This window comes from Chamaesiphon polymorphus CCALA 037, assembly GCF_003003845.1.
Lineage (GTDB): Bacteria > Cyanobacteriota > Cyanobacteriia > Cyanobacteriales > Chamaesiphonaceae > Chamaesiphon > Chamaesiphon polymorphus.
In genome coordinates this window covers 1-21,996 of the sequence record NZ_PVWO01000038.1, presented here as the reverse complement: position 1 = coordinate 21,996, position 21,996 = coordinate 1, and the positions used below count along the sequence as shown (strand labels likewise).

The window sequence follows — 21,996 nt, the reverse complement described above, 5'->3', positions numbered from 1 at the left end:
GTATGCTGACGTGCGAATTCACAAGCCTCTAAGCTTGGTTCTAGCGCGACGATCGAATATCCCATTTGTGCCAACGATCGCGTTGCCGTACCTGGGCCACAGCCTATTTCTAGAATTTTACCATGCTGAGGTACTGCGGCTACGGCGAGTGCCCGTTCTAGGAATGCTCGATCGTATTTAGGCCGCACTCGATCGTAAGTTTCGGCAACAGATCCATACCAGTTTTTGCGTTGCTCTGCATTGGGCGTGAATGTTTGGTACCAGTTGAGAATTTCGTTATGGTTTTGCAAGCTCGCTCATCCTCCGCCGATCGATAATCCATTACTGCTTAATCGTGCGCGATCGCGTTCTAATCTACATACTTCTTAGCATTTTCAGAGTAGATATTCATTTTGGTCGATCTATTAAAAATGGGGGGTCTTTCGATCGAGCGATGTGGATTAGAGCGAAACACTGCAAGATAAGTTTATCGACAAACTTAGATCTTTAAATAATATTATGGACATGGGTAGTAGTCACGCTTCTGAGCTAAATCCTCCAGACAATATCACACCTTCGATCGGTACCACCATTAATGGAATTCTAATTTTACTGCCGCTGACTCTGATTTTAATCGGTCTTTTTTCTGGTGTAATTAACCCTTAATTGTTAAGTGGTGAGTATAGTTGTAGGGTGCGTTACTCCGGAGGATAACGCACCCAAACATTCTATCTATCCACTAACTACATCCTTACAATGGGCGATAAGTCCGGTAGTTGATACTGGGGAAAATGTTATCCATTGTTTCCACCTTTTCTAGCCAACCGCTATCGATTTTGCGCTCTTGCAGATCGTCATAGAGTTTGTGGAAGCGCATTAAATGCGATCGCGTGCGTCGAATTGCATAAGGTACCATCGTTCCTGTCCGCATGATAAATGCCCAGTCGGAAGATTGAGCGAGTAAGATTTCGCGAGCGGCTTGGTTGAGAGCGCGCCACTGTAATTCATCCTCTGGTTCCATCCGTGCCAATTCGATCATCCGTTCGGCACCTTTATGGAGGTGAGGGTAAACCCAGGCATTTGTTTCATTCAACCAATACTCGTGGAAACCTTTGTAACCCCAACTAGACTGTGACGGACGGCATACTTGTTGAGTTGGTTGAGTGCGTAAGTAGTCAGCTAAATGCGTCATTCCGTAAGTGCCTTGATCGTACCAAGATTTACGGAATAAGAAGTCGATGAACCAAGGGCCTTCATACCACCAATGACCGAATAATTCGGCATCGTAGGGCGATACTACCAGTGGGGGACGTTTCATCATGCCCGCCAGGTTAGACACCTGTTGCTGGCGATTGTACATGAAGTTGGCAGCATGATCCGAGGCTTTTTCCTTTGCCCAATACGGATCGTAGAGAGCTTTTTCGCCACCAGTTTTGGAAGTAATCTTGTGGTACTTAATCCCGATATTCTTCCGTTGACCGTTGGGCATGATATACGGCTTAATATAGTCGTAATCTGCATCCCAACCCAAATCTTTATAAAATTCGCGATACTCTGGCGCGCCGGGATAGCCCACCATCGAAGACCATACTTGCTGGGACGATTCGTGATCGCGTCCGAACGCGGCTACACCAGTTTCGGTAAAGACGGGGGCGTAGTTACCGTAACGAGGACGGGGACGCGCATAGAGGATACCATGTCCGTCGGTGAGGAAGTAGCGCAAGCCAGCATCCGCCAGCATCCGTTCCAAGCCTTCATAGTAGGCACATTCTGGCAACCAAATCCCTTTGGGTGCGCGCCCAAAGTTTTCTTCATAGTGTTCGCACGCGACGCGAATTTGCGACCATACCGCCTCAGGGTACATTTTCATCAACGGTAAGTAACCGTGAGTCGCACCGCAGGTAATGATTTCGAGGTTGTTGCTATCTAAAAATCCTTTAAATGCACCGATCAAATCGCGATCGTGTCGCTCCCATGTTTTCCGCGTGGCGGCAAATTCTTTGACGTAATACTCTGCGAGGTACTTGAGGTGACCGTTGTGTTCGTTGCTGTCAACCTCTTTTTGGGCTAGTTCTTCTAACTTAGCCAGATGTTCGTCATAACGATCTTGGAGTAAGGGATCGCGCAACATCGACACCAATGGCGGCGTCATGCTCATGGTGATTTTAAAATCGATTCCGTCCCGTTTTAATCCCTCAAAAACGTGGAGTAGGGGAATATATGTTTCCGTAATGGCTTCATACAGCCATTCTTCTTCGAGGACAAAATCGCTCTCAGGGTGACGGACAAAAGGGAGATGAGCGTGTAAGACTAACGCAACATAACCGAGCGGAGTACTCATAGGGATAGCGTGTGGGGACAGCGAATGGCAGATAGTAAGACACTACCGTTAATATTATCTTAAGCTTTGTGTTGTCTTTTATTTGTTACTTGTTATTTATCTGGCAGTTGGCAGTTGGCAGTTGGGAGTTGGGAGTTGGCAGTTGGGAGAGGGTTATTTAGGCTGCGCTCCCAACTCCTCACTCCCAACTCCCAACTAATGTGAGTAATCGCTCTGTTCGATCGTTTGGTTACATTTTTTTACAAAACATGAACTATTTGTTAACAAAAATCAAGATTCGGTTCATACTTGGGTTGGGTTTGCTCTAAACTACCATCACCGTCCGAATCTAGCTTTCGATTCTCTACAGGAGAGGCTACGCCAACGAGAATGAATGTCAACCGATCGCTATTTACCATCTACTACTAATTCACCAAGATCGTTACAACTGTTGCTGTTCCTCGACGAACGGATGACTAGTTACATCCAAAATCAGGAAATCCGCGACAAGTTAGCGATTCTCAACGCCCAAGATGCTTTCGAGCTGCAAGTTGTCGATGTCGGTAAGCAGCCAGATTTAGCCGAGCACTATCGCGTCATTGCCACGCCAGCACTGCTGAAGCTGTATCCGACACCACGCCAGATTTTAGCTGGGAGCAATTTGATCGATCAAATCGATAATTGGTGGGAACGGTGGCAAGAAGAGCTAGTTTCTGGATCGGATGATATTTTAACTAATTATGGCGAGTCTGTAAATTCTGTCGCACCCGCGCCCAGAACCCAACAGTTGCAACTAAGCGACTCACTGGGCTATGTGAGCAAAATGATTAAGTTAAGCGATGAAATTTTTACGCTCAAGCAAGAAAAAGAACAGTTACTCGATCGATTAAAATTGCAAGATCGCGCCATGTCAGTATTGGCTCACGATCTGCGGAATCCGCTCACCGCCGCCGCACTAGCCTTGGGAACGCTCGAAATTATCCACAATCCGCAGGATTATCGCGCCAATTCTTTAGAGCCAGCCACGATCGCCAAATTGATCGAACGCGCGCGCACGCAGCTACAATCGATCGATCGATTGGTCACCGATATTTTACAACCATTAGCAACACCAACAGTCTTAGCTCTCCATCCTCAAAAACTCGATCTGACGGAACTAATTTCAGGAGTAGTTTCCCAATTAGATCCGCAATTTCAACTCAAATCTCAAGTCGTCACTACCGATATTCCCCAAGACATTCCCTTCGTTTATGGCGATGTGGATAAACTGCGCCAAACGATTTCCAACCTGTTAGATAATGCCAGTAAATACACACCCACTGGCGGCCAAATTCACATCAGCGCGCTCCATCGTACAGCGCAAACTATTCAAGTCAGTATTGCCGATAGTGGGTTAGGAATTCCGATCGAAAAGCAAAAACAAATCTTCCAAGATCGCGTCAGACTCGATCGCGATTTGTCACAATCTGGTTATGGTATCGGCTTATCAGTTTGCCAACAAATAGTTCGCGCTCATTACGGTCAAATTTGGGTCGAATCTGCACCAGGCAAGGGTAGCGTGTTTAATTTTACGTTGCTGGTTTACCAGGGGTAGGAATTTTGGATTTTGGGCTGTTAATTTGTCGATCTGGTGGGCAAATTCGAGCGGTCTATGGTTTAGTTGTAGAGATATATTTGCCTACCCTACTTCCTATTTGAAAAGCATTATAAATGGAGAAAAGAAATGACAGCATCACAAGTATTAGAAATTCACAGGGAAATAGCACAGCTTGCATTTAATTATGCGCCGACAGATTGGAAGATTTTCAGAATCAATATGGAAATGGTATTTGATGAAAATCAAGAACTAGATGCATCTAGCATGGCTGTTTACTGTTATAAGGGCAATGCTTTAGAGCAAGACATGGATTATTTGACTGATGATGATCTTGATGAAAGATTATATGAATATTTTGAAGTAATGAATAATCTTTCTTTGTCTCAAGGAGAAAGATGGACGGTGTGTGATTTTGTTATCACAGATACTGGGAAATATAAAGTAAACTATTCTTATGACAAGCCACCAAGACTAAGTGGCGATATTTTAGCTGGAGAAAAAGATACCAGACCAAGTATCGAGCCTTATATTTAAGTATGTGGAAAGATGAAGTCTTATAGTGGGCATCGCCAACCACTCAAACCTAAGCAGAGCAATAACTTCGGCTTATTCTCTCAATCTTGATATACTCGATTCCTGCTATAGATATCGATCGAGTAATGTTGAAAATCAATCGCGTTAATCTTGCTCGATCGCTAAAACTCAACTACTCGGTACATCGGCATAATTCGATCGCTATTTGTTGACTCGATCGATCGTTTAGGTATTTTCTAATTTAGAGCGCATGGACTGTAAATGCTCGACCTGTGAGTCGATCGCCAGCAAGTGAGAAAATCGATTGTTTAGTTACTTCCTAATTGCGCTCTGAGAAGTTGTAATTGCTCCACACTTAATTCAGTAAGTTCGGCAATTGTTTCTAGCGGCATATTCTTAAGCAACATTTTCAGTGCAATCTCTTGTTGTTTTTGCTCTTGTGCTTTCTGTGTAGCTCTTTGCTCGGCTTGGGCAATCTCCGCCTCAAACCAAGCATCAACTTGTTCCATCGTTCTCATAAATTCTTGCTCCTCTTCCGTGTAAAATTGTCGATCGATTGGATGTGAGTAATTTGTTGAGATAGTCGGCAAATTCGATCGTAAATTGATTTGAATGCGTTGATAGCGATATTTCATTCGTGGTTATTGGTGGGGAGGGCAGGTTTGATTTAGATTTTGAGAATTATTCGGAATCGATCTCATAAACCCGCCCCTACAAACCCGTGCAGGTGAATATGTGGGTCGCGATTCGATTACCTCGCGGCGCGGCGATGCCAAAGATCGCATTTATTATCGGATCTGTAGGGGCGGGTTTATGCTAATAATCATCGCTAAATTCCAGAAATTATAAACGAACCCGCCCTCCTCACCATAAAATTTCAAATAGAGTTCTACAAAATATCTTTTCTCTTCTGCAACCAAGCAGTTATTGCTAAATAAGTAACAATATGAGCTGATAACATCAGCCAATTAAAACTTAAATTCTGCCAAGTAGGTTGATAGGCAATACCAGTCGGGAAAGGCATATCTTCGATCGCGGCTGTCCTGAGACTATCTGGTAATAATTTATTGACATCGACGATCGTGCCATAACCACCGATCGCCCAGCGGCTTAACATTAAATACGAGATGCCAATACTCAAGCCTTTGAGTTTGAATAATACGCCTGAGAAAATAATTTGGGGTAGTAATAATAGCGGTAATGCGCCATTAGCTTGATTGCCATTTTTGACAGCAGTAGATACTAACAAGCCAAGTGAGAAGCTAGCGACGAGGGTTAGAAAAGTATTAATAAAAAGTCCGATTTGCCAATTAATTAGCGTTGAAGCTGGAGATTTGAAGGCGATCGAGATCGAGATGACGATTAAAATAGTTTGGACGATCGCGAGAGCGGCAAGCACGCTGAATTTGGAACCTAAATACGATCGTAAGCGGAGATTTACCAATCTTTCTCTTAGATAAATTGCTGACTCTTTGACTATTTCTTGTGCCGAACTCGATAAGCCTACCCACAGAGATGCACAGGTAATTACGAATAAAACTTGCAAGGCTAGCGCGGATAATCCCAGATCGACTGTATCGCCGACAATAAAGGGATCTTTGTCTTGTAAGGAGAGACTGAGTAAGCCAATACTGACAGGTGCGGTAAATAAAGCTAGTCCTAAATTAACTCGATCGCGAGCGATGAGGCTAAAATAACGTTGGGTAAAGATCTGCCACTGCGAGAGCGGATTAGCTTGTCTGGCTGTCGGCGGGTTGAAAGTATTGGCGATATACTTTTGAAAGTAGGGAGATTTATGATATGATTCGACGTATCGATCGATTTCAGTTTCTTGCTGAAGCTGGATATAAATCTTGGCAAAATCGGTGACTCCGAAAAATTTGAGAGCTTCGGTAGGGTCGCCAAAATAACATAACTTTCCGCCAGCACCTAAAAAGACAATGCGATCGCAATCGGTGATATTTGCAGTAGCATGAGTGACGAGAACGATCGTGCGATGGCCATCGTGAGCCAGATCTCTGAGCAATTCCATCATCTGTTTATCCAACCCCGGATCTAGTCCTGAAGTCGGTTCGTCTAAGAAGAAAAGTTTGGGATTTGCCAGTAATTCGACGCCGATACTTACCCGTTTTCTTTGTCCGCCACTGAGATCTTTTATCGATGCTTTGCGGCGATGAGTCATTTTAATATCATCTAATGCGCGCTCGACGATCGTTTTGAGATCGATATCTGAAGGTAGCCGCAATTTTGCGGCATAAGTTAACACTTCTTCGACGCTCAAATCCATGTGAATGATGTCATCTTGCGGCACATAACCGATTCGATCGCGATAGATATTAAAATTTTGCCGTAAATCGCTACCGTTGATATAAACAGTCCCGCTGGTAGCTGCTTCAATCCCCAATAATGTCCGCATCAGCGTCGATTTCCCCGCACCACTCCCCCCCACTAGCGCGACGAGTTGACCCGGTTCTAGGGCGAAGGAGAGGTTGTCTAGACGACGTTTGCCACTGGTTTCGAGTATCAATCGATCGATATCCAGCCGAATGCGATCTTCAGTATCGACGAGTTGGATTTCGCCATTCCTCGCGATCAAAATAAAAGGTCCGATTCTAATTGTCGCACCCTCGCTAACGATGGCAGAGTTACTCACTCGTTGCCCATTGACAAATACGCCATTGGTACTCAGGTCGCTTAAGATATACCTACCAGCACCATCTTGGCGGATAGTTGCGTGCGTGCGCGAAATCGTCGGCGCATCGAGTTGGATGGTACAGGTAGCATCTCGCCCCAAGGTAATCGTTTGGGGTTGGGAGAGCAACACGGATTTCTGTTCTAAACTGGTGACGGGCAGATTGCTAGCACGAGGATTGATATACGTGACTCGAATCATCACGGCAGGATCTAAGCCGATGGTGACACACATCCCATGCACTAACAGACAGCCCACTTGCGGCGAAATTAAAACTCGATCGAGATACAATCGATTGCTACTTGGTGTTTTGCCGTCGCCATCAAAAATATAATAACTTTCGCCATCTTGGCGCAATGTTGCTTGGATGCGAGAGATCAGTTGCCAACTATCCGGTACGAACAGATCTGCTAAACTTGGATCTCGTCCGAGGATATGCTGCGATCGATTGAGTTCAAAGTTAAGGATCTCACCGCGATTATTAATTTGTAAATATGGATTGCTAAAAACCATGGGTTGGGCGGTCATTCGATCGACGGGTATATTATTATATTTAATATCTTTTGAAAATAATGTTAAAGTGCGGAGCTTTCCTGTTACTGAAATCCAAAATACCCACAGTGAAGCTCTACACTAAGCTACGGTTGAGCCTGTGTTGTTAACAGCAGCATCACAACCAAGTTATGCGATCGCGTCGATCGATAACTACGAACGTTTAATCCATAGACTGGCTCAGTGAGAAGATTTAGCGATCGGTCAACAATCCCAATCTAATCTCGCCACCTCTAGAATGGTTGTACGGAAGCTTTTACAGCAGAAATCCAGCGGTTGGCTGCGCTCGATCGTGACGACTGATGTATATGGCAAAGCTAGATGGTAAACAGCTCAAACGTTTATTGGGCTAAATGCGATCGCGATCGAGAGCCGCACAAAGGAGCGAATCTAGCTTCCCTGGTTTTTACGTGCGATCTTGCTAGCAGTGCGTAAAATTTGCCCTGCTAATATAGCCGCACCGAAACCATTATCGATATTGACAACACCGACTCCCGCCGCACAAGAGTTGAGCATCGTCAGTAACGCTGAGATCCCCCCGAAGCTCGCGCCGTAGCCGATACTAGTGGGTACTGCAATCACAGGACAATCGGCTAAACCAGCAACAACGCTAGGTAAAGCTCCTTCCATCCCCGCGACGACGATGAGGACATCCGCATTGTCGATGACATGACGATTGGTTAGCAACCTTTGAATGCCTGCGACGCCGACATCCCATAATTTTTCGACTTGGAAACCGCACAGGCTCGCCGTACAGGCTGCTTCCTCAGCTACGGGTAAATCGGCTGTACCAGCGGTGAGAATGGTAATTTTCCCAGAATGTATCGGTGTGGATTTTGGGGGCGTTAGAGCACAAATTTGCGCCGTTTGGTAATAGATTAAGTCGGGGATCGCTTGCTGGAGTTCGGCGTAGACGGTAGGAGTAATCCGCGTTGCCATTATCGTCGATTGTTGTCGTTGGCGCATGACGCGGAGGATGTCCACGATTTGGGATGGGGTTTTGCCCAAACCCCAGATAACTTCTGGAAAACCCGTCCGCTGTTGTCGATCGAGATCGATTTTCGCAAAGTCATCGATCGACTCGTAGCCTAGCGACTGAATTTTTGCCCCGGCTACTTCTGGTGTAATTGCGCCAGCAGCAACGGCTGTAAGTAAGGCTTGAAGCGATTCTGACATAATCGAAGATAGTTACCGCACATGTAGAGATGCCATCTCTAGATTACCAGCAGGATCGATCGGATCTTGCAGTAGTTCCATTCCACTAGTAAATAGTGTAGACCCAGGATACCCCCAGATCTACACTATCCACTATCCACGATTCACTATCCACTGCTTCGCTCGCAAATCTGAGCTTACCCAGTATCTCAACAAGATTTTGCACTTGTTGGCTTGGTGATAAAGTTAGCAATTTTCCAGACCCGATCGCCTTTTTTAACACTATTCGCCAGGATCGTCGGTTGTTGGGCTTGGGGCATTTGCACGCCCTGGACTTCGACGACATCGTTGACTTTGACTTTCAGGTTTTGCTTATTGAGAGCTTTATCTGCGCCCAAGTAGACAGATTTGACCTCGCCGCGATCGGTTTTCACCTGTGCCCACGTTACCAATTGTTTGGCCGTAACTGGCTGATTTTTATCATTACGCTCGATCGCGATGACTCGACCTTTGATCGTGGTAATTGTCTGCGGATCGACACTCGGTCGCGTGGCAATTTCTCTAGACCAACACCCGCGCGTGGGTGTTGGAGCCTCGGCTCGAACTTCACCTGGAGCCATCCAACCCATGGAGATGACTAACAATAGTGCCGTCGTCATTCGTTTCATACTTGCTGCCCCCGATCGAAAATCGATCGCTGTATTATCAATTATGTAATTAAATTTCGACATCCAACTCTATCGATCGGTTTACTCGCGATCGGTTAGACAGATTTCTACCTAGTTACTACTATTAAATCAGATAAATGTGAGGGAATTGTGAGGATGTTAGGGAGTTGGGAGTTGGGAGTTGGGAGTTGGGAGTGGGGAAGAGAGCTGATATCAGATCGGCAATGCCCACTTTTAATACCTGATGCCTAAGACCATTCCCAAGAGTAGCCCAAAACCGATCCAGACATTTTCGCGAAACATTTGGGGATAAAAAGTAGGTGGAATTGTTGGTTTCTTGAGGCGGAGATATTGCCACAACCATAGACCAGCAGACATGCCCAGCGTCAGCCAAAAGATCGACCCCAAGCTCAGGATGTGTCCCATGTAGCCCAGCAAACCGACCGTCAACGCGTAAAAGATCGCGATTGCTTCAGCGACATATTTACCAAAAAATAGGGCACTAGAATTGACCCCAATCTGACGATCGTCATCACGATCGGACATCGCATATACCGTATCGAATCCTAACGTCCAAAAAATTGTCGCCCCCCACAAATACCACGTTGGGGTTGCCAGACTCGCCGTCACCATCGACCAACTAATCAACACTGCAAATCCCCACGCGATCGACAGTACCAATTGCGGCACGGGAAAGACGCGTTTCGCCCCTGGGTAAAGCAAGATGACTGGGACAGCAGCGACACACAACCAAAAGGTGAGCGGATTGAGATAAGCCGCCAACAGTGCCGCACAAATCAGCGAGACAATTAACACGCCGATGCCAGTCGCGATCGATAGTGACTTAGCGGCGAGCGGGCGATTTTTGGTACGCTCGACATGCGGATCGATATTCCGATCCCACAAATCGTTAACGACACAGCCAGCCGCACTAGTCGCCAAGGTGCCCAAAATTACCACGCCCAATAATGGTAGTGGTGGATTGCCTTTAGCCGCCAAGCACAATCCCCACAAAGCCGGAATCATCAAAATTAATCTCCCAGCAGGCTTATCCCAACGTAAGAGACGGAAGACAGTTAGCCAGGTAGGTTGCTTGGGGGGAAGAGTTGTCATGAGTGGATGAGTGGATGAGTGGATGGGTGGATGGGTGGATGGGTGTATGGGTGTATGGGTGGATGGGTGGATGAGTGGATGGGTGGATGAGTAATGGGTAATGGGTAATGGGTAAAAGAATAATTCTCTCCCCGTCTCCCCGCTCCCCGCTCCCAACTCCCAACTCCCAACTCCCAACTCCCAACTCCCAACTATCTATTATCAACCAGTCACTATGTCGTAATATGGATAAAGATCGAAAAAAAACTCGCGTCGCTCGATACAGTTGCGTATAATCTTTACAGAAAGCTTTGTTTCGCTAGATATTGTTAACAAAATTTTCAGACATTTACACTAAATTACTCGAACATGCCTCGAATACTAGTCATCGATGATGATGCAGCGATCGCTGAAATAGTCTGTATTAACCTCGAAATGGCTGGATATGAGGTGAATCAGTCGCCTGACGGTATTCAAGGTCAGGCGATGGCGATTCAAATCCAGCCCGATTTGATAGTGCTGGATTTGATGTTGCCCAAAGTTGATGGTTATACCGTCTGCCAAAGGTTGCGTCGTGACGAGCGCACTTCCGATATTCCGATCCTGATGCTGACAGCTTTGAGTCAAACCCAGAATAAGGTCGAAGGGTTTAATGCTGGCGCGGATGACTATCTGACTAAACCGTTTGAAATTGAGGAGTTGCTAGCGCGCGTCCGCGCGCTGCTGCGGCGAACGGATCGGATTCCGCAAGCTGCCAAACACAGCGAAATTCTCAATTATGGGGAGCTGACGCTAGTCCCAGAAAGGTTTGAGGCAATTTGGCGAGGCTCGACAATTAAGCTCACGCATCTAGAATTCGAGCTGTTACACTGTCTGCTCCAGCGACACGGGCAAACTGTGTCTCCAAGCGACATTCTCCGCGAAGTATGGGGCTACGATCCAGATGACGATATCGAGACGATTCGCGTCCACATCCGACATCTACGCACCAAGATGGAACCAGATCCGCGTCGTCCGAAATATATTAAGACGATCTACGGTGCGGGTTATTGTCTGGAGCTACAAAACGATCGCGAGGAAGAAAAAAGCTCTGTGAGCTAATATCGGCACTGTTAGGAGACAACGACTGGAAGTCTTTGCTAGTGTTGCGTAATGTCCGCCTACGCGGACTCAGATCTGGTAATTGCTATGTTTAGCCATTTTATTTCTGCTGATAGATTTAGCGATCGGTCAGCAGGCAAATTCACTATTTTATAGAGAGCTAAAATATAGGTAGATCCCATAATTTTTGTAATTGGGCGAGCGTCGAAAATGTACTCAAGGATATTAGGTGCATTTATTAGAGCCGATCTAATGACACCAGCAGCATTAGACCAAATATTCGAGATCGCCAGACGAGATCGACTATTTCAGTCTACCCCTTCCGAAACATTTCGCGAACGTACCGATTTACCCTGGCTAGATCTAAGCAATAGGAAAATAACTAGTATCCCTGAAAGTATTGGCAATCTTACTTATTTAACCAGGCTGAATCTACGTGAGAATGAGCTAAATAGCTTACCAGAGAGTATCGGTAAGCTCATTAATTTAATCGAGTTAGATCTAACTTGTAATAAATTCACAACCCTTCCAGAAAGCCTTAGCAGTCTTCCAAAATTAATTGAATTAATAGTAATTGGCAATCTACTAAATACTCTTCCCGATAGTATTGCACACCTTGTTAATCTCACAACACTAGATCTGCGCGGCAATCGTCTAGAAATTTTGCCAAGTAATATTGTCAAGTTGTCAAAATTAACCAAACTAGATCTGGGACACAATCAACTGAGTAACTTGCCAGATAATATTGGCAATGCCACAAATCTAATCGAAGTAAATCTAAACTCGAACCGACTAAATAGTTTGCCGGAAAACATTGGCAATCTGGTTAATTTAAACAAACTAGATCTCAGTTTCAATCACCTCACTAGCTTACCAACAAGCCTCCGCAATCTTAGCAAATTAGTTGAGATAAATCTAGCTGGTAATCCATTAGCAGATTTATCAGTACTGCAAAATTTGCCTAAACTAAAAAGAGTTAAATTTTTTAGCAGTCCGATACCTACTAGATTTTTGCTCAATCTTCCCCGTCGCTATTGGACGAAACTTAGTGACTGGAAGCCTGAGTGGTTGCTGGATGAAGATAATGTTGAGATTAGACGAGCATTAATCGAGCAGTTAGGGTATGAAAAAATTTGTGAAGCTTTAAATGCTGTGACGATCGATAGTTGGCGGGAATATACTTTGCTAAAAATTGATGGGGTGGAGAAAATATATGATGACGAAGAGGAACCGATCGATACAGAGCCGATGGTGTTATTGAAGATGACTTGTCCATCTACCGCTCACATTCATATCCTCAGAGTACCGCCAGAGATAGATAGTGCAGAAGCGGCAATTACTTGGGTAAATCATGGCATTCATCCTGACAAATTTGCGACTCAAACTTGAGGCAGATAAGTTGTTACTCATCTTCCCATCGGGAAACAAAGGCGTGCGAGAGCTTCTGTCTTCTGCCTTCTGCCTTCTGCCTTCTGCCTTCTGCCTTCGTTAACGAAACAATCGCGATCGAGATTAGGGTTGATAATTAACGCTAAAATACAACCCACTATCTTGAATGTTATTGCCTCGATCGCTTAAATTTACTAACGGTAACCCATAATCAACCCGCAGATTTAATTGGGGAATAGGTTGCCAAATTACCCCCAAACCTACCCCGGCTAGAAAATTGCGATCGGGAAGTGGATTGGGATTGTCGGCTTGATTCCAAACCCAGCCAGCATCGATAAATGGTGCCAGTACTAATGTCTGACTGCCGCTGCTATCTCGACTGACGGTGATGCGATCTTCAATACTCAGCTTGATGCCGTTATCTGCCGCGCGCGCATTTTGCCGAAAGCCGCGCACAGATTGTCCGCCACCGATCGTAAATTGTTGGATCGGTAAGAGTGCATTGGGGGTCAATTGGGCGTCTAATTGAGCGATTAAGAAATTATTGGGATCGAGCACCTGCACCCGCTGGATCTGTCCTTGCCAGCTAAAAAATCGACCGTCAGGGATGGGTCTGGCATTGATAGTCGCGCCAAATTCACCGATCCCAAAATTGAGCAAAGATCTCACTGCCCACGCGCCCTTGACGTCGCGTTTGACATAATCTTGACCGAATTTGAGGACTGTAGTCTGACTCACGCCGCGATCGTTTGGCCCGCGACTAAACGGCGTGGGAACATCGTTAATGAACGTTTCGCTATTTTGGAGAGCAATGCCCCAGGAGAGGGCAAATTCCTCGCGGAGAGTGCGCGTGAAGGGTTGGCGGTAGCTCAGTTCGTAAAGTTGAGACTTGCCCCTAAAGCCGAAAGCTTGGAAGGGCGCGATCGTAATTTGACTGCTATTGGGGGCAATTCGCGCCTGGAGGGTGCCCTGCATCGGATTGAGGGGAATTTTGTAGGATAAGTCTACAATATCCGAGCCGATTGGTAGCGATCGGTAATAGTTGAGGTTGACGCTACCTAATTCGCCTGTAGGATCGCGATATTCGATCTGCGTACCGACGCGTTCGCTGCCTACGCTGGGGGGAGAGTAATTATCCGCACTCAGATTGACCGAGAGGGGATTTGCTTCGGTGGCGCGGACGGTGAGAATACTTTTACCCAAGCTGCTCCCGGCTTTGAGACTAGCTTCCAGATTGCTCAATAGCGGATCGGTACGCAATAGTCGCAATTGCTCTTCTAATTTATTGACATTTAATGGCGTCCCCGTGGCTAAAGCCAATCGCGATCGCAAATAGTCGGGATTGAGTTTCGTCAATCCGACAATATTAACTCGTTCGATACTGCCTTCGATCGCCCCAAACGTAACTACTCCATCTGTGGGCGTAACTAAAATAACTCTAGAAGTGATTTCCCCGCGATCTAGATACAATTGGGTCAATCGTTCGGCGATTTTTTTTAGTTCGCCAATCGTCACAGTTTTGCCGACTAACGGTTGGGTAATCGGTGCCCAATTGGCATTATTCAGCACCGTACTTTCGATAACGCGGACTTGAGTGACTGTTACCGACCTACTATCTTCTGGCGATACCGGATCGGGACTGGGCGAAATCGTTGGTTTGGGCTGACTATCTGATGGTAATGGTGCTGGAGTTGGAATACTTTGCGGAAATCGATCGGTATTAGGGTCGGTTGGTGTTTGTGCAAAAACTGTTGATGAGAGCGTCCCAAAAATAGATATTCCGATCCCGATCGATCGGAGCCATAATAATTTCATTGGCACTATATCTCCTCATATTTATTGCGATTATTTTATCACTATATGATACAATGCGATCGAGAAAATTTAGAGGTTTAGCTAGTACATACAACTAGGTTGGGATACTCGATTGATTGTTGCGTTTTAGCAACAAAAATATAGTAATCGTATTGTTTTTGTTAAAACAATTAAACAAAATTCATCGTTGGGTTAGTGGAGTTTGGCAAGGAATAAAGGATCGCAACATCGATCGCTGGTGCTGTTGTGAAAAACAGCTAAGTACTGAAATAGTGGAGCAATAAATGATGTCGAAATTTAAGAGCAAAGCCAAATTGATGTTGTCAGTATCGATCCTGTTACCGTGGCTGGTCGCGATCGATGCCCGCGCTCAGATCCTACCAGCGGCGGATGGTACGGGTACGACTACCCAGCAAAATCGAAACCAGATCGATATTTCTGGCGGCAAAACCTCCCTGGATGGGATAAATTTATTTCACAGCTTCAGCCAGTTCGACGTCAACCCAAGTCAAATTGCTAACTTTTTATCTACCCCTAACGTTCAAAATATTTTAGGTAGAATTAATGGTGGCGATGCGTCGTTAATTAATGGGATATTGCAAGTCACTGGCGGGAATTCTAATTTATTCCTGATGAATCCAGCGGGAATTGTCTTTGGGCCTAATGCTAGTCTAAATTTACCAGCTAGTTTCACTGCAACTAGTGCTACTGGTATTAATTTTGATAACGGACAATTTAACGCGATCGGTAACAATGACTACGCCAAATTATTTGGCAATCCGACTGCTTTTACATTTGGCACGACTCAACCAGGTGCGATTGTCAATGGCGGCAATTTGACGGTAAATTCGGGACAGAATATCGATTTAATCGGCGGTACGGTAATTAGTACTGGGACTGTCAATGCACCAAATGGAAACATTAATATTGCCGCCGTCCCTGGTACGAGCCTAGTCAGAATCAGTCAGCCAGGAAATTTATTGAGTCTAGAAATACCAGCTTCCGGTACCGTTAACTTTACACCTGCTGCCTTACCAAAATTATTGACGGGTAGTGGCGTTCCAGATGTCGCGGGAACTGGAAATAATGTGACCATCACTCGTAGTAATACCCCGATTAATACTGGCGATGTCGTTGTAAATCGAGTTACAGCAGGTACGGCAACAATCGCCGCTCGCAACAATCTTCATCTGATTAATAGCAATATCCAAACCACTGGCGATATTACCCTTCGCGCGCAAGATACGTTAGCAATTAAAGATAGCCAACACGATCCACTCAAAATTACCGTCGATGGGCGATTATTAATTCAAGGCGATCGTCAAATCGATATTTTCGCACTGAATAATCCGAATACTAATATTAGCGCGAGTGGCGATCTGACATTGCGATCGAGCAATAATGTCGGTGGCGACGCTAAATTTAGTACGGGTGGCAATTTCAAAATCGAACAATTGGATGGTAAATTAGGCGGCTTATTCAGTCCCTACGATCCTATTATTCGCGCTACTGGCGATGTCAGTTTTGCCAGCTATGAGGGAGCCTCGCTACATATTATTGCGGGTGGCAATGTTATTATTCCCGGTACGATTACAATTCGCCAACCAGATAGGAGTATTTCATCGACAGTTGCTGGCAATATCAATAATGGATTGACAGAAAGTTTCACCGTTAATGGTATTCCCGTCAGTGTTGATGGTACGACAATTCAAACAGTTGATATTCGAGCTGGCGTAACGGCAAGTTCGGTAGGGACACCAGGCAATTTTGGCTCATTTTTCACAAGAGTAAGTGGAGATTTGACTTCTTTTACACCCACTACTACGCCAACACCTAGCGGTTCTGCCATTACGATCGGGGGTATTAATTTCATTGACAATGCCGACTTAAGAACGCCTCCGCGCACATTTGTGTTGCTTACCAATCAATATGCACCTAATACTACTTTAGCAGCCGGAGATATTAATGTTACCGGACAGATTAATACTATTAATTTCTCCGAATCTATTGCAAATAATAGTGGAGATATTACGATCGTCGGTAGAAATAATGTGAATGTCAATGGATTAAATACTGGCATTATAGATAGTACTTTTACCGGAGCAATAAATACGGGAAATATTACAGTTAATACTAGTGGAAATATCAGAGCTACCGGAATAATTACTACTGAAAATCCTAATGCAACGATAACGAGTAGTGGCAATATTAGTTTAACTAGTGCGAATGGGGCGATTACTACCGATCGAGTGACGACGCAAATTAACAGAGGTAATACTACCACTAGCAAAGCTGGCGATATTAATATGGTAGCGGCTGGCGCGATTTCTACTAAAGATCTCGATACGCGATCGCTGACACCCAATCTGGGTGGTACTAGTGGCAATATTAATTTATTTAGTAACAACAGCTCGATCGATATTACTAATGCACTTACCGAAGGCGGCAATATTTCGCTCGCTGGTCAAACTAATGTTAATGTAACTCAGCTCAATACCACCATTACCAGCAGTACGGTTAATAGAAACACTGGGAATATTAGCGTCAGCACTGTTGGCGATATTACGGCAACTGGATTAATTACTACCGAAAATCCTAATGCAACAACGACAGGAAGTGGCAGCATTAATTTAAATAGTAGCAATGGTAAGGTTACGACCGAGCGAGTATCAACGCAAATTAATAGAGGCAACTCGACAACTAGTAAAGCTGGCGATGTTAATATTACTGCTGCGAACGCAATTTCTACTAAAGATCTCGATACGCGATCGCTAACACCCAATCTGGGTGGCACTAGTGGTAATATTAATTTATTTAGTAACAACAGCTCGATCGATATTACTAATGCACTCACAGCAGGTGGCAATATTGCGATTTCTGGTAAAACTAATGTTAATGCAGTGCAGTTAAATACGAGTATTAACAGCGGCAATTTCAATCGAAGTACTGGCAACATCGGCGTTAGCACTACTGGCGATATTACCGTAACTGGACTAATTACTACCGAAAATCAAACTCGTGGAGCATCCGGTAATATTGGCTTAGTCAGTAGTAATGGTAAGATTACGACCGATCGCGTAACGACTCAATTAGGCAATAATAACTTTGTTAACGATGTTAAGGCTGGCAATATCGATATTAATGCCGCTGGCGCGATCGTTGCCAAAGATCTGCAAACAGGCTCTCTGAGTAATGATGCCAGTCATACGGGCGGCAATACTAGTCTCAAGAGTAATAATAGCTCGATCGAGACAGGTAATATATCTACCGGAATTACTTCAATTGGGAATAGTGGGAATGTCAATGCGACAGCCAAAACCGATCTCAATACTGGCAATATCGTCACCACTGCTAGCGCAGGAAATGGTGGCAAAGTCACATTAGCTAGCGGTAATAATATTGGAGTTGGTTATATCGATACCAGCACAATTAGTTTAAATAATGGTGGCGAAATAGATATTACTGCCCCCCGTTTTTTCCGCGCCACTAGCAGTACGAATGTCAATCTGTTTCCACCGCTAGCCGCAGTCGCTGGCCCACTGGTACCTGTCAGTATTTATAGTAATGGAAATAATGCTAGCGGTGCCATTACGATCCGACATGGTGGAAATGGGTTGACACCATTTATTGTTGGCAATCCGACTGTTAATGGTACCAGCAACTCGATCGTTAGTAGTAACGATAATCGGATTGCGCCGCCGCAATCTTTCTTCCCCAGTTATACCCAAGGTAATATTCAAATTATCACAGCTCCGCGATCGATAACACCAGAATGTCCGACAGGTGCCAATTGTTTGCCACCACCACCGCCACCTAAAATTACCTGTGCGACACTGGGCAATTGTCCAGTCACCAAAGATCCCGATGGCTCGATTACCGATGACTATAAAGATCTCAAAACAATCAATCGCGAAAAACCTCAAGCGATTCTCCAAAATATCGAGGATAGTACTGGCATCAAACCTGCAATTATCTATGTCGTATTCTCGCCACCAAACTTAGATATCGATATTGCTAAAGATATTAATAATATCAGCAACCTCGCCCGCGATAGCTTCCAACTCGAACTAGTCATGGTGACATCAAAAGGTGTCCCCGTCCGCAAAACTATTCCGGTGACTCGTCAAAAAACGATCGAAATTGCCAAACAATTCCGCTCTCAAGTCAGCACGGCTAATGCCGAAAATCCGACAGCATATCTGCCTGCGGCTCAAGAACTATATAAATTGTTTATCGCACCACTCGAACCCGAATTAAAACAGCGGAAAATTCAAAATCTGGTCTTCATCATGGATGGCGGCTTGCGCGCCCTACCTGTGGCGGCACTCCACGACGGCAAACAATTCCTCGTCGAACGCTACAGCGTCGGTGCGATGCCCTCGATCGGCCTGACGGATACCCGCTATGTAGATGTCCGCAATGCGAAAGTATTGGCCATGGGTGCCGAAAATACCCCCAATCAACGACCGCTACCCGCCGTCCCGATCGAGTTAAAGACGATTTCGGGGACGATCTGGACGGGTACAGCCCTCGAAAACGACGACTTTACACCTACTAACCTGGTGTCCCAACGGCAACGACAACCCTACGGGATTCTGCACCTAGCTACCCACGGTGATTTTAAATCGGGTGGCCCTGAAAACTCTTATATTCAATTTAAGAACGAACGCTTGGGACTCGATCGATTGCGCCAACTCAAACTCAACGATCCCCCAGTCGAATTGATGGTCTTAAGTGCCTGTCGGACGGCTGTCGGCGATGAAGATGCCGAACTCGGTTTTGCAGGTTTGGCCAATCGAGCGGGGGTAAAATCGGCGATGGGAAGTATCTGGTACGTAAGCGATGAAGGTACGCTGGGCTTGATGACGAGTTTCTATCGGAACTTAAAGCAAGCCCCGATCAAGGCGGAAGCTCTCCGCCAAGCTCAAGTCGCCATGCTGCAAGGCAAAGTCCGGCTCCAAGATGGCAAACTAATTACCGTTGGGGATAGCATCAATTTGCCACCTAGTTTGGTCAAGCTGGGAAATGTCAATCTGACTCATCCCTTTTACTGGGCTGGATTTACGATCGTCGGCAATCCTTGGTAGTTAAGACCGTTGGAATAGTTCTTAGTTGTAGGTTGCTGGTACTGGAGAACCCGGATCTGGGGGGAGGCTGTCTTGACCGAAACACATGCGGAGGGAACCTCCCAGCACTTGGCAAGTTACGGGAAAAGAAAAATAAACAGCACTTGGCAAGTTACGAGCAGAGAAAAATATGATTGAGGAGATTAAGCAGGAATCAGCACCTGCAAAACTTGCTCACAGCTATGGTTTTGGTCAAATAGACCTTGTACCAGATGCAGCATTTGTAGGTAAGCGAAACTGAGTCAAACTATAAAGTTGCTGTCCTATCGTTTGCTGATTGTGAGCAAACATAAATCGTTCGGATTTTTGCCCCTGACAGGGAAGAGATTGAAGTATGGACTGCGCCACGCAACTAAGACGGAAGTGGCGTTTGACCGACTCCTCGTTACGAACCTGAGCCGACTCAAAACCAGCAACCTGCTTGGCAAACTCATGAAAGATTTCGATAGTCCAACGATAACTCCAAGTCTGAATGACTCGACCACTTGTCTTGGTGCGCTAAACCGTCGGGAGACCCGACGAGCGCGCACCGCTTCCCAATGTAAAGCATCAGTTAATAAAAACCTTGGCTCATCACTTAAATCCGCCCGTTCATGAACGATAACTAATCGTTTTCGTCCATAACGTTTGAGGCGTACAGTTTTAGTAAAAGCCCAAAACTGTTTGACATCACCATTGTGACATCGTACTGACAAGGGACGAAAACTTTCTGGATGCTCTGTCCGCAATTGACTAGCAACTGCATCAACTCGGTACCATTTATCTGGCCACAAAATCAATCGTGAACTTTCAATCTCGCTGACCCAATGCTTTCCTGATGACTCAATTAGTTGAGTTAATTCTAGCGTTAGCACTCCGTTGTCAAAAGCATAGTCTGCTTGTGGAAATGCCCCTTCTGACTCGACTTGACTCACGATGTCTACTGCTATTTCAGTCCGTTTTCTGTATGCCAATCGGTTTCGCTGATAATGCAATAGCTCGACTAACCTTTGCATTAATTCCTCTTGGCTTTGATAACTTTCTTGCGCCGTCATTTGCAAATACTTTTTTTCCTCTTTACTAAAATCCGGTAATTGCACTTGGGCGGCAATGCCATCAATTCTTTCTGGATTGGCGATCGTTGCAGTTACTACGGTTTGATAATTACTCATACACCGATTGACATAATCGTAACTGCGTTTGACTCCGTAGATTTCTAATCCGTATTCATGATGGGATAATGTCCAATCCAAACTGATTATTTCTCTCCCCACACCTCGGTGTTGTTGCCCTACTATCTGTCGATGGTGTGTCATCAATCGTTCGCTACTCCATCCCGCCTCGAAGACGGCTGAGTGCATTGCTCTTCTACTTGCGCCTTCTGTTTGGGGGTACACCTGTTGGGCGTAAATTCCTTGTAGGGTCTTGTTTTCACTTAATATCAATCCGCTCACGTATCGACTGATATGCTCGAATCCTTCTGCTCGGCAGAATACCTCCCGATATGGACTCAGTTGTTTAGCTATGGTTTGAGGTACTCCTACCAAGGGAATCATCGCCATGCTCCTGGTGTTTACCACTTGAGGACTACTCTATTTTCCCTCGGTTTATTTTTCTTCGACCGTAACTTGCCAAGTGCTGTGCCCAACGGGCGGGGTGGGTAGATCTGCACTCGCACAAATCATCTCCCCACTATCTCCACCACTCAAAGGTAAGCATGTTAAAAATGTAGTTCGATCGAGGATGTCTGCATTCGGGATTGAAGGGTGAAAGTGAAGGTGGCTAACCCACCCCGCCCTTCGGGCACCCCTCCGTTCGCGTAGCGTCTGCCTTCGCAGAGGAGGGGATTTATATGCAGATTCGATTAACGCGACTCGTAGATCTCGATCGAATAATTAATTTATGCTTTATGAGAATTAGCTAGTGCAGTGTCAAGATTAAAAATTAGGGTTACTTGGTTGCTTGCTAAAATGAGGAAAATTCCAAACAGAGGCAAG

The 21,996-nt window shown here is 45.4% G+C and carries 14 protein-coding genes; 5 read left to right on the top strand and 9 right to left on the bottom strand.

Annotated features, from left to right (window positions below):
• Window positions 1-290: class I SAM-dependent methyltransferase (locus tag C7B77_RS05090; RefSeq protein WP_146138190.1), on the bottom strand; the 290-nt coding region annotated here is incomplete at its 3' end.
• 440 nt (window positions 291-730) lie between these two features.
• Window positions 731-2,320 (bottom strand): glycoside hydrolase family 57 protein, encoded by a 1,590-nt coding sequence (locus tag C7B77_RS05080; protein WP_106300940.1) that lies wholly within the window; start codon window positions 2,318-2,320, stop codon window positions 731-733.
• 373 nt (window positions 2,321-2,693) lie between these two features.
• Here C7B77_RS05080 and C7B77_RS05075 point away from each other — a divergent pair, with 373 nt between their 5' ends.
• Window positions 2,694-3,893 carry a histidine kinase gene (locus C7B77_RS05075; RefSeq protein ID WP_106300938.1) on the top strand — a complete coding sequence of 400 codons (1,200 nt, stop codon included), beginning with the start codon at window positions 2,694-2,696 and terminating at the stop codon, window positions 3,891-3,893.
• Between the two features lie 129 nt (window positions 3,894-4,022).
• Window positions 4,023-4,430 carry a hypothetical protein gene (locus C7B77_RS05070; RefSeq protein ID WP_106300936.1) on the top strand — a complete coding sequence of 136 codons (408 nt, stop codon included), beginning with the start codon at window positions 4,023-4,025 and terminating at the stop codon, window positions 4,428-4,430.
• A 308-nt stretch (window positions 4,431-4,738) separates the two neighbouring features.
• Here the strand turns inward: C7B77_RS05070 and C7B77_RS05065 are convergent, their stop codons facing one another.
• The 5 genes from C7B77_RS05065 to C7B77_RS05040 all read right to left on the bottom strand — a co-directional run bounded on the left by C7B77_RS05065 (window position 4,739) and on the right by C7B77_RS05040 (window position 10,610).
• Window positions 4,739-5,065, bottom strand: a complete 327-nt coding sequence (locus C7B77_RS05065) for a hypothetical protein (protein ID WP_106300934.1) — start codon at window positions 5,063-5,065, stop codon at window positions 4,739-4,741.
• Between the two features lie 254 nt (window positions 5,066-5,319).
• Window positions 5,320-7,650, bottom strand: coding sequence for an ATP-binding cassette domain-containing protein (locus C7B77_RS05060; protein ID WP_106300932.1), 2,331 nt, complete (start codon window positions 7,648-7,650; stop codon window positions 5,320-5,322).
• 414 nt (window positions 7,651-8,064) lie between these two features.
• A complete protein-coding gene (gene larB, locus C7B77_RS05050; protein WP_181243714.1) occupies window positions 8,065-8,850 on the bottom strand; it encodes a nickel pincer cofactor biosynthesis protein LarB in 786 nt (261 codons plus the stop codon).
• A gap of 188 nt (window positions 8,851-9,038) precedes the next feature.
• Window positions 9,039-9,560, bottom strand: coding sequence for a MamS/MamX family magnetosome protein (locus C7B77_RS05045; RefSeq protein ID WP_106300928.1), 522 nt, complete (start codon window positions 9,558-9,560; stop codon window positions 9,039-9,041).
• 171 nt (window positions 9,561-9,731) lie between these two features.
• The gene (locus tag C7B77_RS05040; RefSeq protein WP_106300926.1) at window positions 9,732-10,610 is read right to left on the bottom strand and encodes a 4-hydroxybenzoate solanesyltransferase; all 879 of its coding nucleotides are present in this window, start codon (window positions 10,608-10,610) and stop codon (window positions 9,732-9,734) included.
• Between the two features lie 348 nt (window positions 10,611-10,958).
• On the opposite strand from C7B77_RS05040, the gene C7B77_RS05035 reads away from it, so the two are divergent.
• A complete protein-coding gene (locus C7B77_RS05035; RefSeq protein WP_106300924.1) occupies window positions 10,959-11,690 on the top strand; it encodes a response regulator transcription factor in 732 nt (243 codons plus the stop codon).
• Window positions 11,691-11,942: 252 nt separating this feature from the next.
• Complete coding sequence (locus tag C7B77_RS05030; RefSeq protein ID WP_181243713.1) at window positions 11,943-13,079, top strand: leucine-rich repeat domain-containing protein; 1,137 nt, start codon at window positions 11,943-11,945, stop codon at window positions 13,077-13,079.
• Window positions 13,080-13,202: 123 nt separating this feature from the next.
• Here the strand turns inward: C7B77_RS05030 and C7B77_RS05025 are convergent, their stop codons facing one another.
• Window positions 13,203-14,894, bottom strand: a complete 1,692-nt coding sequence (locus tag C7B77_RS05025) for a ShlB/FhaC/HecB family hemolysin secretion/activation protein (protein WP_106300920.1) — start codon at window positions 14,892-14,894, stop codon at window positions 13,203-13,205.
• A 284-nt stretch (window positions 14,895-15,178) separates the two neighbouring features.
• On the opposite strand from C7B77_RS05025, the gene C7B77_RS05020 reads away from it, so the two are divergent.
• A complete protein-coding gene (locus C7B77_RS05020) occupies window positions 15,179-19,981 on the top strand; it encodes a CHAT domain-containing protein (protein ID WP_106300918.1) in 4,803 nt (1,600 codons plus the stop codon).
• 302 nt (window positions 19,982-20,283) lie between these two features.
• Here the strand turns inward: C7B77_RS05020 and C7B77_RS05010 are convergent, their stop codons facing one another.
• On the bottom strand, window positions 20,284-21,555 hold the full coding sequence (locus C7B77_RS05010; protein ID WP_245894065.1) for a hypothetical protein: 1,272 nt from the start codon (window positions 21,553-21,555) through the stop codon (window positions 20,284-20,286).
• Window positions 21,556-21,996: the final 441 nt, after the last annotated feature.